Here is a 16,899-nt window from a genome sequence, read left to right as displayed (position 1 = left end):
TGGCTGCCCTGGAAACCGAATGACGGTACGAGCATCCATTCGGCTTCCAGGGCAGCCACGGGCAGAACAGACAAACAGGAATAGGCGGCGACCCGCTACTCCCCCGCCACGCTTGCGCGCAGCTTGGCGGCGATGGGCTCGGATGCCAGCAGGAACACGAGCATGACCACGGAGCACGCCAGGCACACGATCCAGGTGCTCGCAAAGGAGCCCGTGGCATCGAACAGCACGCCCGAGACGATAGCGCCCACGGTGCCGCCGACCATCTCGAGCGAGGTAATGGTGCCCGTGACCTTACCGAGGTCGGCCATGCCAAACTGCTTGGACGCGGCGATTGTAGGCGTGATGGTGCCCATGCACGTTCCAACACCAAAGCTCACAGCAGCGACAATAGGACCGAGGTCCGTCGTCGGGAAACACAGCGCCACGCAGGCGATAATGCACGCAACGGAGCCAAGGATATTGCCAAAGCGCAGGCCAAAGCGGTCATAGATCGCACCGAGCGAAATCTTGGCGATAACGACCGTGGCCATGATGACAAAGCCGGAGGCCACGACGAGCCAACCGGGGAAGAATTTATGCTGCTGGGCTATGGATTACTCCTTGTGGTCAGCAATATAGCCCAAAGCGACGGCAGCATAAGCCGCGGCGCCAAGGGGAAGCTCGGCATCGCTAAAACGTGCCTTGGGATGATGCTGAGCAAAATGCTCGTCCGTATCAGTCACAGCAGCGCCCACGGTAAAGTACGCGCTCGGGATCTCGCTCGAGATCAACGCGAAGTCCTCGCTCGCCATGGCGTGGAACAGCGGCAGGAAGGCGGACTTGGGCAGCACCGCGCCCACGTAGCCAAGCGACGCCTGCGTCATGCCGTCGTCGAGTACGAGCGGGGGAACATCCGAGAGTGTCTCGATAGTCGCCGGCGTACGATAGGTCGTGGCAACGCCTTTGACGACCTCCGCGATGCGGGTCTTGAGGCGCTCCATGAGCTCGACATCGAAGCCACGCAGCGTTCCCTCGAGCACACAAGTATCAGGGATGACATTTGCGGCCTGACCGCCGGCGAACTTGCCAACGGTAAGCGCGACCTCCTTGGCCGCCGGCACTTCGCGAGCGATAAGCTCCTGAAGTGCCAGATGCACGTGCACACCCGCCGTAATGGGGTCGATGCAGATCTCGGGGCTCGAGCCATGGCCGCCCTTGCCCTGAAGCGTGATGCGAAAACCGTACGCGCCCGAGAGCGCCGGACTGCCGTAGAGCACCAGGCCAAGCGGCGACTGACTATTGACATGCATGGCAAAGGCGACCTGAGGACGCGGGTTCTGAAGCAGACCGTCGGCGATGGCGGCGCGGGCACCCTCAAAGGTTTCCTCGCCCGGCTGGAACAGCAACTTAACCGTGGCGTTGGCATCAACAAGCGCGGACTCGCGGGCCTTGAGCAGGCGCGCCGCTCCAAGCAACGCCGTTGCGTGCATATCGTGTCCACATGCGTGCATGCAGCCGTTCGTAGAGGCGAAAGGCTCGCCCGATTCCTCGGCAACGGGCAGGGCATCCATATCGCCTCGGAGCATGACGACCGTTCCGGCCTGCTCGTCCTTGCACGTGCCATTGCCCTGAGCGGCCGCAGCCGCACCGGCACCGATCAGGCCAACGACGCAGGAACCGTCGACTAGCGTGGTATGGGGGATGTCCATCTCGTCCAGACGTGCCTGGATATAGGCAGACGTCTGCGGAAGATTGTTACCGAGCTCGGGCATCTGATGGAGATCGTGACGCCATGCGGCAAGCTCACCGGCAAATGCCTGGGCTTCTTTGACCAGGCCATCGCCGATAGCGGTCTGCGCCGCTGTGGTAGCCTGAGGCGCTGGTTGCGGTTGAAAATCAGACAGAGCTGGTGCCATAGATGCCCTCCAGTAACGTTTTTGCAGCACGCACTTTGATAGCGTAAAGTGCAAGGCACAACTGTAAGGGCATGGCATAAAAAATGCCGCCCTGGGAGGGCGGCGCAACAAGTTGTTTACAATTGCGGGTGAGATTTTCGGCGCAAGAAATCGAAATGCGTCTCGCTCAAGATAATCGACAGGAAGATGAGCGCGAAGCCGGCAAGCAGGCGCGAGGTGAGCGCCTCCCCCATCAGCAGCACCGAGAACAGCACGCCCGAAGGCGACTCCATCGAAAGGAGCAGCGAGCCCGTCGAGGCCGGGACGTGCGCCAGGCCGACGTTTTGAATGAGCAGGGCCACGCACGTGCAGCCCACCGAAAGAAAGGCCATCACGGCGATAAAGCTCGGCGTCCACACAGACAGAGGCGCCTGGGTTTCGAACAGCAGCGACGAGACCAGACTCAACACGCCATTGCCCACAAACATCCAAAACGTGATGACGTTGATGTCCATCTTGCGACCATACTTGGCGGTCACTGCCATCTGGATAGCAAAGAAGACCGCGCCGCCCAGCGTGATGACATCTCCAGCATTGAACTCGACGCTATCGAGTGCCACCAGGCCAATGCCCGCCAGGCACAGCAGTGCCGCACCCAGGTTATAGCGGGTGAGCTTTTCGCCGCTCAGGACATAGCTGGCAAACGGCACAAGGATACAGTACGTGCCCGTCAAAAATGCACTCTTGCCTGCCGTGGTCTGCGCCAGGCCAATCGTTTGCAGTCCGTATGCTCCCCACATGAGCGCACCCATGCCCAGCCCGACGATCAGGTTGCGGGCATTGAAATGAGCGATGATGCGCTTATGGAAAATAGCAAACATAACCAGTGACGCCGGGAGAAAGCGAACGTAGACCAGCTCGAACACCGGAATGGTATCGAGCGCATCTTTCATGGTGGTAAAGGAATAGCCCCAGATGACCGCCACCGAAAGCAGCAAGACCTTCCAGAAGAACGGAGAACGCGCGCCGGCGCCGCGGGAGGTGCCGCCGGCACCCAGGTCTTCGCGCGCTACAGGGCTATCGGGCATGTTTTCGATTTCATCAACGGCATTCTGAGCCATAGGGCATCCTCGCGCTCAGTCTGGGCGTGGTGTCCGCACGTGCATGGCCGCGTGCCGCCTCATGGTCAAATAAAACGGGGCGCACCGGACCCCCGGCACGCCCCGCTACTGTAGCAACAACCAGCGTTGCATCGCAATCCAGCATAATAAAGTGTCAAACTGGAAGACCTCGATGTTCTGACAGCGTTTACGTGGCTGAACTAAATCAATTTGGTTGACTCCAGCTTTTCGATGATCCAGTCGTTGGCTTTGATGACCGGGCGGCGGAAGACGACGCCCAGTGCCAGCGACGGAATCAGATAGCTCGCCAGAATGCCTAGCTCAATCCAGTACTCCATATGGTAGGCGCCAGCCATGGCGGCATGCATGGCGTTGATGCCGTGGGTGAACGGCAGGAACGGATAGATCGCCTGGAACACAGGGCCGGTCATCTCGATGGGGAACGTACCGCCCGAACCGCCGACCTGCATAACCAACAGCACGACGGCGAGCGCCTTGCCGATATCGCCAAACGAAACCGTAAGCGTGTAGACGATATTGGAGAACACGAGACTCGCGACCCAACCCGCCAGCACAAATTGCAGCGGGTTGTCGCACTGAATGCCAAAGAACAGGATGTCGCCCGCGCACACGAGTGTCGCCTGCAGCAGGGCCAGACCTCCAAAGAACAGGTAGCGGCCCAGGTAGATCTCGTGCAGGCGCACGGGGATCAGCTCGTTGATGAGCTCATCGTCAACCGAGACCTTCATCATGGCCGCCAGTACAATCGAGCCCACCCACAGCGACAGAATCGTGTAGAACGGTGCCATGGCCGAACCGTAGTTGCGGATCGGATAGACCGGTTTGCGGTCGAGCGCGACGGGGCCGGAAAGCGACACGGCGAGGCCCTCGGGGTCGTTGCCAATCATTGTCTTAATCATGGCCAGGTCACCCGACATCAGAGCGCTATCAAGCTCGTCCTTAAAAGCGCTGATCTTGTCCGACGCCTCGCCCAACTGATCAGAAGCCTTGTTGACCAGCGTCGCAGCCTTGGAGAGGCCCTTTGCGAGCGAGCCAGAGGCGTCGGTCAGACCGCTCACAGCGCTATCCAAGTCACCCGAGATACCGTTCAGGGAATCCAGAACGCCCGAAATGGTCTTCTTGAGCTCCTTGGCCTTAACCGAGAACGTGGAATCGTAGTCGGACTTGGCTCCCGAGATACCCGCCTTGGCATCGGCGATGGCCTGGTCGACCTCGGCACGCGAGTTGTTGACCTCCGCCATGCCGTCCGAAAGGGACTTTGCGGTCGCCGTCAGGTCCTTCGCATTGTTGCGGTACTCCACGGCAATTCTGCCCAGCGACGTCGCAGCGGACTCGAGACCGTCTTTGAGCTTGTCATCACTCACCTGGTCGGCAAGGTTGCGGAGCTGATCGGCCATCGCATCGATATCGTCAGCACGCGTATTGAGCGCCGCTGCGACTTCGTTGAGCTGAGACACCGTAAGGTGAACATGCTGATTCGCGGCATCGAATGCCTTCGCAAGCTCGGCGGACACGTTGTCGAACGAGCCCGCGCTTCCGTCAATCGCCGCGTCAACGGCATCGTTGGCGGCCTTGAGCGCTTCCTTGGAATCATTGATGCCGCTCTTGGCGTGCTCCATCAGCTGCTTCGTCGACTCATCAACGGTGCCCGTCTGCTTGAGCATGCCGCCCGCCGATGTCAGTGAATCGGACGTGGAGCTCAAAATGCCCGCGAGCGACGTCGCACTCGCCTGAACGTCCTGCAGGTCCTCGACCGAATCGCCCAGCGTCGAGGACAGATTGGCGATAAAGTTGCTCACCTGGTCGGTACTCATATAGTCGAGCAGGCTGGACACGGTCTTAAGGCCGATGGTCGTGATGGTCTTGGTAAAGGTCTCGTTGACCTGACTCTGGACGGCGCTCGAGCCCTTTTCAGTCACGATCTGTGCGATGGCGTTAGCCTTCTGGTTCTCGTAGAACTCGATATCGGCGTGCTTCACCTCGGTCGAGAAAAGCGTCATCATGTCGGCGCTAAACGTTTTAGGGATAACGACGGCAGCGTAGTACGCGCCCGACTTGACGCCATCGATGGCCTTATCGCGATCGTTGAGCACAACCCAGTCGAAGTTCTCGTTGCCGCGCAGGGTGGCGGTTACGTTTTCGCCCACGTTGACCTCGACGGGAATCAGATCGCTCTCGTAACCCTCATCAGTGTTGACCACGGCGATCTTAAGGTTGCCGGTGTTGCCGTACGGATCCCAGCTTCCGGCGATGTTAAACCATGCATAGAGACATGGCACGATGATCAGGCCCATCACGACGACCATGCCGATCACGGAGCGAGACACGTTTTGGACATCGCGCTTAAACAGGTGCAGGATGTTTTTCATTTATGCCTCACCTCCTTTAGAGTGCTTGCCAAGCGAGGTGGTGTCCCCGTCGTTTCCGTTTACGTTGTCAGCGCCGTCGGCATCTTGAGCCTTACGATGCGCACCGATATGCGACAGACGGCTCGTAGGCTGTTCGCCTCCCTTGGCGCCACGCTCGCTGGCGTTGAGACCAAACATGCGACGGGCGGCAGGGATGGCAGCCGTGTGCTCGCGCATCTCGCGGCGAAGGTCCTCGTCCGAAAGCGCCGAGATACGCATCTGGGTATTGAGGCTCGCACGGATGTATTCGATGTTGATGAGCCAGCCGCAGATGGCGATAACCGAAATGATCCAGATAACGAGCAGGATGATCTTGCCGTTATTGTCGATATCGAGCACCGTCGAAAGCACAAAGAGCAGAGCCTGCACGCCTACCACGGCGGCAAAACCGCCCTTGATGTAGTACGGGTAGCGATGCTCAAACGCCACGGCATGATCGAGCAGCTCGCGACGGTACGAATCCGAATCGAGCATGACGCGCATGGCCGTGCGCAGCGAATAGCGCTGGCGCGGCAGGTCGTTGGACTCGCAGATCATGAGGCCCGTCGTGGAAAGCTGCTTGTCAAAGAGCAGGTTGAGGTTGAGCAGCAGCGGACGCAGCTGCAGACCGATAAAGAGTGCGATGGCAAGGAACACGCCCAGGATGCACAGGTTGAACAGGTAGTTGAACGAATACATGCCACCGACGGTCTCGCGCAGCAGGTTGATGCCATAGGTGAAGGGCAGCAGCGGATGCAGCCATTGGAAGAAGCCGGGCATCATCTCGATGGGATACATGCCCGACGAGCCGGGGATCTGCACAATGACGAGGATGACGCCAATGGCTTTACCGATATGCTTAAACGTGGTGGACAGCGCATAGATGATGTTGACGTAGGTGAACGAAATAGCGATGCCGCCCAGTACAAAGAGCAGCGGATTGACGCACTGAACGCCAATGACCAGGTCGCCCACCGTAACGATAATGGCCTGGAACGCGCCCAGGATCACCAGCAGCAGCCAGCGGCCAAAGTAGCCCTGACGCGCCGTAAAGCTACCGATGCCCTCGCGGTCGACCTCGAGTTTATAGATAGCGATGAGCACATAGCCGCCTACCCACAGCGCCAGATTGGTGTAGAAGGGCGCGATGCCCGAGCCAAAGCTCTTGACCGGATAGATTGACTTGGACGTCAGCTCAACCGGAGATGCCATGAAATCTGCCACGTCATTGACGTCGACGTCCATGAGGTCGGCTAACTCGCCCATAGACTCAGAGGTCTGCAGCGCCGCAATGTCATTGGCGGCGGTCGCGAGCTTGTCCTGAACCTTGGCAAGGGAGGCGTCGGTTTGGGACAGCGTGGTCTTTGCCTGCTTGAGCGTGGCGTCGAGCTGCGCCAGCGTGCCGCGCGCGCTCGCTATCGTGGGGGTCACACCCGACACAATGCCGGTCAAATCGCCCGAAACGGCGGCAAAGGAGTCAAGCGCGCTCGAAGCCTTCGGAAGTGCGTTCTGACCCAGATCGGTCTGAGCCTGACCGAGGTTAGCCGTACCGGTCTGAATTGCCGCGTTGAGTGCGTTGCTCGCGTTCGAGATTGCCGTAGCGTCGTTTGCCATGGCGCTCGACTGTGCAGAAAGGCCATCCTTGATGCTCTGCAGCTTCTGGTTTTGCTCGCGAAGCGAATCGATGGTCGATACAATGCGCGCGTCAATTTCCTCGGAACCTGTCGACGTGTCATTAACGAGAATCTCCAAGTGCCCGATAACGGCCTTATTGTGATCGATCGTCGCCTGGAGAGACTCGAGCGAGTTGTCGATGCGGGTGGTCGTAGATGTGACCGTACCCGTTAGCTTGCCAATCGCAGCGTTCGCGGAGGCTGACGTCTTGGTGAGTGCAAGGCTACCTTCCGAGAGTGCCTTGGAGAGCGAGGTGATAGAGTTGCCCGCCGTGGCGCGAGCCTCGCCCAGCAGGTCGTTGCCCTGGGAGATTGCCTGCGTCAGCGACGGTGCCTGACCTTGCAAGCCGGCAAGCGCCGCATCAGCCGAGGCGATAGCGCCACTCGTCTTATCGATGGCGGCATTCATATCGCCAATCGAATCGCGCACCTCACCCAAGGTGTCGGATGCCTCGGACACCGAACTTGTCAGCGAGTCCTGAGTCTGGGTTGCCTTGTCCTTTAAATCGACACCGGCATCCTTGGCGATACTGGCAACAGTCTCGCCCACCGTGGAGACAAACTCCGAGTTGATCTGCTCCTCGATGGTGTTGGCACCGGTATCGGTGACCTTGGGCGCAATGGCGCTCTTCTTCTCATTGACGTAATAGGTGAGCTTCGGCTGATGGTAATTGCCATCGAGCATCGAGACAAGATTGTCGGAGAAGTTCTTGGGGATTACGATCGCCGCGTAGTATTCCCCGCTCTCGACGCCCTCTTTGGCATCGGCAGCCGAGTCGACGAAGGTCCAGCCCAGCTGATCGTTTTCCTTGAGCTGGTCGACCACCTTATCGCCTGCATTGAGCTCGCCCACTAGGTCGTTCTGGGTGCCCTGATCGTTGTTGGCGATGGCGATTTTAATGCCCTGGGTATTTCCGTACGGATCCCAGTTGGCAACGATGTTGTACCAGGCATACAGCGAGGGAATGACGCACACGCCCAAGGTAACCACCAGGGCGACGGGGTTCATAAGCAGTCGCTTAATGTCGCGCTTAAATATCGCAAAGGAGACCTTTGCGTTAGATAGTTTGCTGCCGAGACTCACGCTTGGACCATCCATCCTGTCGTTGAATCAAATCGTACTATCAAAAACCATTGTACGTAGGCGCTTTAGCGTCTCGAAGCACAATGGTATTGAGTTTTGCGGGTAGCAATATACTACGAAGATTAGTTAACGTACAGTTGTACAGTATCTCAAATTTCAGCAGGTCGCAAAACCACAACCCGCACAAATTAACAATCCGAATAGTCATCGGGGGCGTTCTTAAACGACCAGTCAAACAAGAACGTCCCCAACGACTAATGGTGCAAGGAATGTCCCAAACTGCCGGCAGAAAAGGAACGTCCCCAAGTGCCACATTCCCCAACGACTAGTCATTTAAGAACGTCCCCAACGACTACCCATAACAACGCCGATGTTTTGGCGCGGACAGCGAAAGCCCGCCAGAGCGAGCAAGGTGCCTTGAAACAAGGCGGCATTGACCTTCTGGTCATGCCGCCGAAGTTGAAAGGCAGATTGCCGCTCTGGCGGGCTTGCAGCGTCGAGTGGTTACGCGGTTCGTAGAACCGCGTAACACCCTAGTTACATAAGTTCGCAGACAGCCGCCGCGAAGGCAACGGGGTCCTCAGGCAGAATGCCCTCGACCAGCAGAGCCTGGTCATAGAGCAGACCGGAGTACTGCTTGATCTTGTCGGCGTCGCCTGCCTTCTGGGCAGCGACAAGCTTGTCAAAGACCGGGTGCTTGGCGTTGAGCTCGAGCACGCGCTGGCTCTTGGGCATACCGTCGGGCGCGCCCTCGGGTCCCTTCTGGAGCACCTTCTCCATCTCGAGCGAAAGCGGACCCTCGGTGGTGATGCAAGCGGGGGCATCGGTCAGGCGCGCGGAGACGGCAACTTTCTCGACCTTGTCACCGAGCGCCTCCTTCATGGCGCTAAAGAGGTCCTCGTTTTCCTTGGTGGCGTCCTCGGCCTCCTTCTTCTCGTCCTCGGTCGCCAGATCAAGATCGCCAGTCGCGACGTTCTTGAGCTCCAGGTGACGATCCTCGACCTCGGGCTCGGCACCGTCGGCAACGGCCTTCTCGGCAGCCTCGCGGGCGGCGTCGTCCTCGTAGATCTTAGGCATATCGGCGGCAACGTACTCACGCATAGCCTGGAACGTGAACTCATCCACATCCTGCGTCAGCAACAGCACGTCATAGCCGCGCTCGAGCACGCCCTTTACCACGGGCATCTTGGCCAAGCGCTCACGCGAGTCGCCGGCGGCGTAGTAGATGGCCTTCTGATCCTCGGGCATACCCTTGGCATACTCGGCCAAGGTAATCATCTTCTGTTCCTTGGCAGACCAGAACAGCAGCAGGTCGGCGAGCTCATCGGCCTTCATGCCATAGCTCGAGTAGATGCCGTACTTAAGACCGCGGCCAAAGTTCTCAAAGAACTTCTCGTAGGCCTCGCGATCGTTGTCACGCATATCCTCAAGGTCGGCGGTGATCTTCTTTTCCACACGCTTGGCAATAGCCTTAAGCTGACGGTTCTGCTGCAGCGTCTCACGCGAGATGTTGAGCGACACGTCGGCAGAATCCACGACGCCACGGACAAAGTTGTAGTAGTCGGGCAGCAGGTCGTCGCACTTCTCCATAATCAGCACGTTAGAGCTGTAGAGCGCCAGGCCCTTCTCGTAGTCCTTGCTGTACAGATCGAACGGGGCGCGACCCGGCACAAACAGCAGCGCATCGTACTCAAGCGTGCCCTCGGCGTGGAAGCTGATAGTGCGCGCGGGATCGTCAAAGTCGTGGAATGTGGACTTGTAGAACTCGTCGTAGTCCTTCTGCTCGACATCGGAGCTGCGTTTCTTCCAGATCGGTGTCATGGAATTGACGGTCTCGAGCTCCTGGTAGTCCTCGTACTCGGGCGTGTAGTCATCGCCAGCATCCTCGGGCTTGGGCTTCTGGCGGCTCTTGGACACCATCATCTGTATCGGGTAGCGCACATAGTTGCTGTACTGCTGAATCAGGCTCTTGAGGCCCCACTCGGTCAGGAAGCGATCGTAGGTCTCGGCCTCGCCGTCGGCGTCGAGCTTCTCGTTCTCGCGCAGCGTCAGGATGACATCGGTGCCGTGCTCGGCGCGCTCGCCATCCTCGATGGTGTAGCCCTCAAGACCGTCGGACTCCCAAACGTGGGCGGTATCCTCGCCATAAGCGCGGCTGACAACCTTCACGTGGCTGGCGACCATAAAGGCGGAGTAGAAACCCACGCCAAACTGACCGATGATGTCGACATCGGAACCCTGCTGCTCGGCGTTCTCGGTCTTAAACTCCTCGGAGCCGGAATGGGCGATGGTGCCCAGATTGCGCTCGAGCTCCTCGGCGGTCATGCCAATGCCGTTATCCGAGATGGTAATGGTGCGGGCGTCTTTATCAAAGGAGACGCGAATAGCCAGGTCGCCCTGGTCGAGCTTGACGCTCGGGTCCTGCAGGCTCTTAAAGTTGAGCTTGTCGACGGCGTCGCTCGCGTTAGAGATAAGCTCGCGCAGGAAGATTTCCTTATTGGTGTAGATGGAGTTGATCATGAGGTCGAGCAGTTTTTTGCTCTCGGTCTTAAATTGACGCATGTGCAGTCCTTTCGCGCTACCCCCGTCCGCAAAAACGGCCCGGTTGCCCGAGCCGCATCGCAGACCTGCTATGTTCAGACTTAGATTTTATAACCCATTAGCGCGCATATATACATACGGAATCGAAAAACTGTATGTCCAAACGCTCTGATGCGCCAATTGCCAAGGAGTGTCCCCAACTGCCGGCAGAAAAGGAACGTCCCTATCTGCCACCCTCGACCCGTTTGGCCATCCAGGCATGGGGCTGGCCTTCATCCTCATAGTCCACCGGGGCAATCTGCGTGTAACCCGCCTTGGCATAGAGCGGCAGCACGTATTCCTGCGCGTGCAGCTTAATGAGCTTGGCGCCGGCATCACGCGCGGCGGTATCACTGGCCTCGACAATCTTGCTCGCCAAACCACGACGACGCATAGCCGGCAGCACGGCGACGCGCCCCATAATGTAGGTCTCCCCCGCTGCGACGCCTTCGTCCAAGTCGCACGCCGGCGACACCGGAGCCTCTGCGTCAGCCGCGCGCTCAAGCTCTTCGGGAAACACGCGCGAGCAACCGGCAAGCTCGCCGTCTACATAGAGCGTCACATGAATGCAGTTCGGATCCTCGTCGATAGCGTCAAACTCGTTCTCGTAGCCCTGCTCGTCCATAAAAACGACGCGGCGCACCAACGCCGCGTCATCAAAGCATCCCGTCTTAAGTTGGATATCCATGGCTGCCCTTTCATTCAATGCGAACGTTAGGGACAGATTTTAGCGAAAATGAGCTCCGCGCACGCTAAACTTCGCGCGAGCCTTCGCCAGGCAATCGTAATGACCCACGTTATGGGCATCGCTCGCGATGAAGCTGTACAGGTTCTGATCGAACAGGCGCTGTGCCGGCTTTTTCTCGCGACCAAAGCGACCGCCGGCAATAAAGTCCGCCGAAGCCTGCAGCTTGCAGCCCATATCGACCAGGCGCTCCGCCACGCTTACATCCTTTTGAACCGCACGATAGCGCTCAGGATGAGCGATGATCACCTGGTAGCCACGGCACTGCAAATCGTAAATCGTGTTCTCGTACTCTCTAAACGCATACGCATCGGCATGCGTCGAAAGCTCGAGCAGAAACTCGTTGGTCCCATCGAAATGCAAGTGATCCGCGGCATCGATACCAAGCTCAACGAGCTTTCGATGGTTGACCTCGAAGCCCATCTGGAGCGGAAAACCGTCAGCGTTATCGCGCAGCAGCTCAAAGGCATCCCACATCTTGTCGTAATCAAAATAGGGATCACGGCAGTGAGGAGTGCAAACGATTCTGGTTACACCGGCCCGCTTGGCAGCCTCGAGCATCGCCAAGCTCTCTTCGAGATCGGCGGCGCCGTCGTCTACACCCGGCAAGATATGGCAATGAATGTCACGCATAGGTCAGCCTTAATCAACTAAACGTTTGCTCGGTTGGTGAAGATGCCCTTTTTGGAAGTGCCCTGATCGGAGCCCTTCTTAACCTTCTTACCGTCCTTGGTGTAGTAAGAATAGTAGTACTCGCTGGTCTCGGTCTCACAGTAATTCATGACGGTACCGATGAGCTTGACCTTCTCGGACTTCTTAAGCTGACCGATGGCGTTGAGCGCCTCCTCGCGCTTGGTGAAATCCTCACGCACGACAAAAAGCGCACCGTCGGTCAGACTTGCGATCTCGGCAGCATCGATGAAGGTGCCGACCGGGGGAGCATCGAAGATGACGTACTGGAACTTGGCGGACAGTGCCTTTACCAGCTTGGCAAAGCGATGGGAGACGATGATGTCGGCAGGATTGGGAATGTGCGGCTCGGCATCGAGGAAGTAGAAGTTCTTCTGACCCGTCTCGACAATCGCCTGGTCGATAGAAACCTGCTCGGACAGGACTGCATAGAGTCCGCCGCGGGAGCGGACGCCGAGCATATCGGCAAGGGACCTGCGACGCATATCAGCCTCGACCAGCAGGACACTCTTGCCGCTCGTGGCGATTGCCTGAGCAAGGTTAATGGAAACCGTAGACTTGCCCTCGTTGGGAATCGAGGAGGTAACGGTGATGGTGCGAATGGGGTCATCCACGCTCGCAAAGCGGATGTTGGCCAGAAGGGTCTTGGCGGCATTCTGCACAACGAGCTTATCGGTGTTCTTTGCCTTAGCCATGCCTATTTACCACCTTTCATAGCCGGAATTCGGCCAACAACGGGAATACCCAGGAGCTCTTCTGCCTCTTCGGCACCGCGGATGCGGGTATTGAGCATGTCTGCCAAAACGACATAGGCAACTGCGATAAAGATACCGGCGAGGAACGCGACGGCAATATACAGCGTGCGCTTGGGGCCGCTGGGGGCTTCGGGGGTCTTAGCCTCGTCGATAACGTTGATGCTCTGGGCAGCGCCGACGTTCTGAGCGACCGTACTCACCGAGCTGGCAATGGCCTTTGCGACCTCAGCCGTCTCCTTGGCATCGGTGCCGGTAACCGAAAGCGTAATGACACGCGTGGTGGTCTCGGAGGAAACAGACACCTTGTAGTCATCCAGATCGGTAAGGCCCAGTTCTTTGGCGGCGCCGCTCTTAACGCTATCGCTATCCAGCAGCGTGGCGATATCGTTGGAAAGCATCTGGCTCGCCGAGAGATCGTTGTAGCTCATCTGACCGCTATCGTCGGTCTTGGCGAGAATGTACATGCTCGTCGTCGCGGTATAGGTGTTGTCCATCGCAACGAAGGACACGATGCCCATGGCGATCGCGCAGACCACCGGAAGGGTGATGACCAGCTTGAGGTGCTTCTTCAGCAGCTGGAACAGTTCGAGAAGGGTCATGCAGCTTGCCTTTCATTTCCCCAGTTCGGATTGACAAAACTGTCCGTATGTTATCGCATCTTTTTACCGAGACCAAACTCTATACATAAGAAACAGGCTCTCCTGTAAAAATGTCGGAATCAATCGTAAAATTGCGCAACAACGCCGCACCCGAAAGTCAAATGCGGCGTCTACATCAATATCTATGTTGTATCGCTATGCGAATGGCTCGTCCTGCTGTATGGGAAACGTCACCGTGATGGTGGTTCCCACGCCCAACTCACTCGACAGATCGAGCGTGGCGTGATGATACAGGGCCGCATGCTTGACAATGGCAAGCCCCAGGCCGGTTCCGCCGCGTGCCTTGGACCTACTCTTGTCCACGCGATAGAACCGCTCAAATACCTTGCCCTGTTCTTCAGGCGCGATACCGATTCCCGTGTCGGCGACAGCGAGGAACGGATGGTCTTCGTCGTTGGTGCCGCACTGCAACGTAACCGTACCGCCGGGTCGATTGTAGCGGATGGCGTTGCTTGCCAGATTATAGATGAGCTCGTCGATCAAGCGCGACACGCCTTCGATGACCACAGGCTTGGTCTCATGACTTATCGTCACATTCGCTTGACGGGCGACCTGTTCAAGACGCTGCTCAACCGCGTAGATCGCACGCGAGAGCTCAATAGGCTCCGTGGAACCAATGGGCACTGTCTCGCCTTCAGTCGCACGTTCGGCCTCGTCCAAGTTAGACAGCGTAAGGATGTCGTTGACAAGCGCTGCCAAGCGGCCCGCCTCACGATAGATGCGACCGCCAAAGTTGCGCAGGTCGTCCTCGCCCTCGACCATGCCATTTGCGATGAGCTCGGCATAGCCCGAAATCGCCGTAAGCGGCGTCTTGAGCTCATGGGTGATATTCGCCGTGAACTCGCGGCGCATACGGTCGTTGTCCGCTAGCACCGCCATTTGGCGCTTGAGTTCCTGGCGCTGCGACTCGATGCGCTCAAGCATGGGAACCATCTCGGCATAGGCGTGCTCATAGCTACGGCGTGGGTGATCCAAATCCACCTCTTGTAACGGCGCGATGATGGCACGGGACTCACGGCGCGCCATAAAAAACGAGAGTACTGCACCCGCTGCTGCGATAAGCAGCATCGGCGCCAGCATCGACAGCAAAATCGCCGCAACGCCAGGCTGGGCCTGCGCCAAGCGAACGACCTGGCCGTTATCAAGGGTGACGGCGCGATACAGCATAATCTCGTCGAGTGTAGAGCTTGCGCGCTCCGCGGAACCCGAACCACTCTCAAAGGCCTCGATGACCTCGGGGCGATCGCCATGGTTGGGCAGTGTGGAAGGCGACGCCTCGTTGTCGTAGGCAACAGATCCGTCCTTATTGATCAGCGTGATACGAAGATCCTCGCGATCGAGGCTTCGCAAGAACGGAATGGGCTCCTGCTGCTCGTCGAGGGCGGCAGCAATGAGCTCAGTTTCCTGCGCCAGATTGGCACTCGTGGCATCCGCCAAAGTGTTTTGCACAAAGAACGCACCCAGCACCGTAAACGCCACGATAACCGCCATGGCGCAGACAAAGATCGTCACAAAAACGCGGTGCGACAGCGTATGTTTTCCCTGGGGGGCGAAGACCACGGGTTACTCCCCCGATGCGGTGGACGCGGTGTCGTCACCTTCGGCACCATCACCGGCAGAAGGCTCGGCCAGGCGATAACCCACGCCGCGCACGGTCTCGATGGCGCTGGCATGCTCGCCCAGTTTTTGGCGAAGCGTCTGCACGTGCACGTCAACGGTGCGCGAACCGCCGTCGAAGTCCCAGCCCCACACGCTCTGCAGCAACGACTCGCGGGTAAAGACCACGCCGGGCTTGCGCATGAGGTACTCGAGCAGGTCGAACTCGCGCAGGGTGAGCTTAAGCGGCTCGCCGGCAACGGTCACCTCGCGATGGCTGGGCGAGAGCACGATGTCCCCCACGCTGAGCACATCGCTCGCCTGCTTGACCATGCCGCCGCGACGCAGCAGTGCGCGGCAGCGGCTCGCAAGCTCCATGAGCGAAAACGGCTTAGTCAGGTAATCGTCGGCACCGCCATCGAGCGCCATCACCTTGTCGAGCTCGGTGTCCTTGGCGGTAAGCATCATGATGGGCACCGTCGCCGTCAGGCGATCGGCACGCAGGCGGCGCATAATCGCCAAGCCATCGGTGTCGGGCAGCATGATATCGAGCAGCACAGCATCGGGCACCCGTCGCGCCACGGCAGCTTTAAACTCGCCATCGCACGAAAAGCCCTCGGCCTCGATTCCCTGCTTGCGCAGCGCGTAGACCGTCAAATCCCTGATGTTGTCATCGTCCTCGACGTAATAGATCATGTTGAACCCCTTTGCGGCCGATATGACCGCATCTTAACCCTAAAAGCACCTGTAAAAGACAGCGTCAGCCAAAACGCCCCGTCAAATAATCCGCCGTGCGCGGATCGGACGGATTTTTGAAGAGTTGCGCGGTAGGCGCGTGCTCCACCAGCTCACCCAGCAAAAAGAACGCAACCGAATCGGAAATACGCGCGGCCTGCTGCATGTTGTGCGTCACGACCACCAGCGTGCAGGTTTCCTTGAGCTCGCAGGCAAGCTGCTCCACCACGAGCGTCGACACGGGGTCGAGCGCCGAGGTCGGCTCGTCCATCAGCAGAATGTCGGGCTGCACGGCAAGTGCGCGGGCGATGCACAGGCGCTGCTGCTGTCCACCCGAAAGACCCAGGCCCGACTCCTTGAGCTTGTCCTTGACCTCGTCCCACAGGGCAGCGCGACACAGGGAGTCCTCGACCAGCTCATCGAGCACGGCGCGCTCGCGCACACCCATACCGCGAGGACCGTAGGCGACGTTGTCGTAGATGCTCATGGGAAACGGGTTGGGGCGCTGGAACACCATGCCCACGCGCTGGCGCAAACGGCAGATGTCGTAATCGCCCAGGATATCTTGACCATCGAGCGCGATCTTGCCCTCGATGCGGCAATCCTTGATGCCGTCGTTCATGCGGTTAAAGCAGCGCAGCAACGTGGACTTTCCGCAGCCCGAAGGCCCGATGAACGAGGTGATCTGCTTGTCGCGGATCTTGATATTCACGTCCTTGAGCGCATGGTGGTCGCCATAGAACAGGTCGAGGCCCTCGACATCGATGCGCGTCGGCGAGGCGGCAAGATCCTCTGCCGTGGGGCGAGTCGCATCCCCAACCTCGCGCTCATGCGCGGCCTCGGCCTGCGCTTCCATGAGTTCTTCAAGCTCCGTGGGCTCCACAGCCGCAGCAGCCGTCATACCGCATACCTCCATATCGATATCAATTCAGCAGTATCGATAGTAGGAATCGCGGCTCATACGCACGTGAGCACA

13 protein-coding genes are annotated in these 16,899 nt (G+C 58.6%); all 13 read right to left on the bottom strand.

The genetic code is table 11. The annotated features are described in order from the left end of the window. Nucleotides 1-95: 95 nt before the first annotated feature. A complete protein-coding gene (locus DW899_RS03235) occupies nucleotides 96-554 on the bottom strand; it encodes an MFS transporter (protein WP_233539884.1) in 459 nt (152 codons plus the stop codon). A gap of 42 nt (nucleotides 555-596) precedes the next feature. Beyond that, entirely contained in the window at nucleotides 597-1,898 is a 1,302-nt protein-coding gene (locus DW899_RS03230; protein ID WP_117799982.1) for a M20 family metallopeptidase, read from the bottom strand. A gap of 116 nt (nucleotides 1,899-2,014) precedes the next feature. Further along, on the bottom strand, nucleotides 2,015-2,998 hold the full coding sequence (locus DW899_RS03225) for a DMT family transporter (RefSeq protein ID WP_117799981.1): 984 nt from the start codon (nucleotides 2,996-2,998) through the stop codon (nucleotides 2,015-2,017). Between the two features lie 200 nt (nucleotides 2,999-3,198). Continuing rightward, entirely contained in the window at nucleotides 3,199-5,388 is a 2,190-nt protein-coding gene (locus tag DW899_RS03220) for a YhgE/Pip domain-containing protein (protein ID WP_117799980.1), read from the bottom strand. Continuing rightward, nucleotides 5,389-8,163 (bottom strand): YhgE/Pip domain-containing protein, encoded by a 2,775-nt coding sequence (locus tag DW899_RS03215; RefSeq protein WP_233539883.1) that lies wholly within the window; start codon nucleotides 8,161-8,163, stop codon nucleotides 5,389-5,391. Between the two features lie 537 nt (nucleotides 8,164-8,700). Further along, nucleotides 8,701-10,725: a molecular chaperone HtpG gene (gene htpG, locus DW899_RS03210; RefSeq protein WP_117799978.1), complete on the bottom strand. Its 2,025-nt coding sequence runs from the start codon at nucleotides 10,723-10,725 to the stop codon at nucleotides 8,701-8,703. 202 nt (nucleotides 10,726-10,927) lie between these two features. Continuing rightward, nucleotides 10,928-11,431, bottom strand: a complete 504-nt coding sequence (locus DW899_RS03205) for a GNAT family N-acetyltransferase (protein WP_117799977.1) — start codon at nucleotides 11,429-11,431, stop codon at nucleotides 10,928-10,930. Nucleotides 11,432-11,470: 39 nt separating this feature from the next. Further along, entirely contained in the window at nucleotides 11,471-12,121 is a 651-nt protein-coding gene (locus DW899_RS03200) for a tyrosine-protein phosphatase (protein WP_055250497.1), read from the bottom strand. 17 nt (nucleotides 12,122-12,138) lie between these two features. Next, entirely contained in the window at nucleotides 12,139-12,873 is a 735-nt protein-coding gene (locus tag DW899_RS03195; protein WP_117799976.1) for a CpsD/CapB family tyrosine-protein kinase, read from the bottom strand. 2 nt (nucleotides 12,874-12,875) lie between these two features. Next, nucleotides 12,876-13,532 (bottom strand): YveK family protein, encoded by a 657-nt coding sequence (locus DW899_RS03190; protein ID WP_055250503.1) that lies wholly within the window; start codon nucleotides 13,530-13,532, stop codon nucleotides 12,876-12,878. Nucleotides 13,533-13,727: 195 nt separating this feature from the next. After that, the gene (locus DW899_RS03185) at nucleotides 13,728-15,152 is read right to left on the bottom strand and encodes a cell wall metabolism sensor histidine kinase WalK (RefSeq protein ID WP_117799975.1); all 1,425 of its coding nucleotides are present in this window, start codon (nucleotides 15,150-15,152) and stop codon (nucleotides 13,728-13,730) included. 3 nt (nucleotides 15,153-15,155) lie between these two features. Beyond that, nucleotides 15,156-15,884, bottom strand: coding sequence for a response regulator transcription factor (locus tag DW899_RS03180; RefSeq protein ID WP_117799974.1), 729 nt, complete (start codon nucleotides 15,882-15,884; stop codon nucleotides 15,156-15,158). Nucleotides 15,885-15,948: 64 nt separating this feature from the next. Then, complete coding sequence (pstB, locus tag DW899_RS03175; protein WP_199570251.1) at nucleotides 15,949-16,824, bottom strand: phosphate ABC transporter ATP-binding protein PstB; 876 nt, start codon at nucleotides 16,822-16,824, stop codon at nucleotides 15,949-15,951. Between the last annotated feature and the right edge of the window lie 75 nt (nucleotides 16,825-16,899).

The organism is Collinsella sp. AM41-2BH, assembly GCF_003468085.1.
Classification (GTDB): Bacteria; Actinomycetota; Coriobacteriia; order Coriobacteriales; family Coriobacteriaceae; genus Collinsella.
Note: the sequence above shows the minus strand (reverse complement) of the source record. Positions and strands in the feature narration are given on the sequence as shown.

What these genes read in the sequence shown, in the direction of transcription:
- DW899_RS03220 (WP_117799980.1), bottom strand. Translation starts at nt 5,388, where the DNA reads ATGAAAAACATCCTGCACCTGTTTAAGCGCGATGTCCAAAACGTGTCT.
- DW899_RS03195 (WP_117799976.1), bottom strand. Translation starts at nt 12,873, where the DNA reads ATGGCTAAGGCAAAGAACACCGATAAGCTCGTTGTGCAGAATGCCGCC.
- DW899_RS03180 (WP_117799974.1), bottom strand. Translation starts at nt 15,884, where the DNA reads ATGATCTATTACGTCGAGGACGATGACAACATCAGGGATTTGACGGTC.
- DW899_RS03200 (WP_055250497.1), bottom strand. Translation starts at nt 12,121, where the DNA reads ATGCGTGACATTCATTGCCATATCTTGCCGGGTGTAGACGACGGCGCC.
- DW899_RS03225 (WP_117799981.1), bottom strand. Translation starts at nt 2,998, where the DNA reads ATGGCTCAGAATGCCGTTGATGAAATCGAAAACATGCCCGATAGCCCT.
- DW899_RS03230 (WP_117799982.1), bottom strand. Translation starts at nt 1,898, where the DNA reads ATGGCACCAGCTCTGTCTGATTTTCAACCGCAACCAGCGCCTCAGGCT.
- pstB (WP_199570251.1), bottom strand. Translation starts at nt 16,824, where the DNA reads ATGACGGCTGCTGCGGCTGTGGAGCCCACGGAGCTTGAAGAACTCATG.
- DW899_RS03190 (WP_055250503.1), bottom strand. Translation starts at nt 13,532, where the DNA reads ATGACCCTTCTCGAACTGTTCCAGCTGCTGAAGAAGCACCTCAAGCTG.
- htpG (WP_117799978.1), bottom strand. Translation starts at nt 10,725, where the DNA reads ATGCGTCAATTTAAGACCGAGAGCAAAAAACTGCTCGACCTCATGATC.
- DW899_RS03205 (WP_117799977.1), bottom strand. Translation starts at nt 11,431, where the DNA reads ATGGATATCCAACTTAAGACGGGATGCTTTGATGACGCGGCGTTGGTG.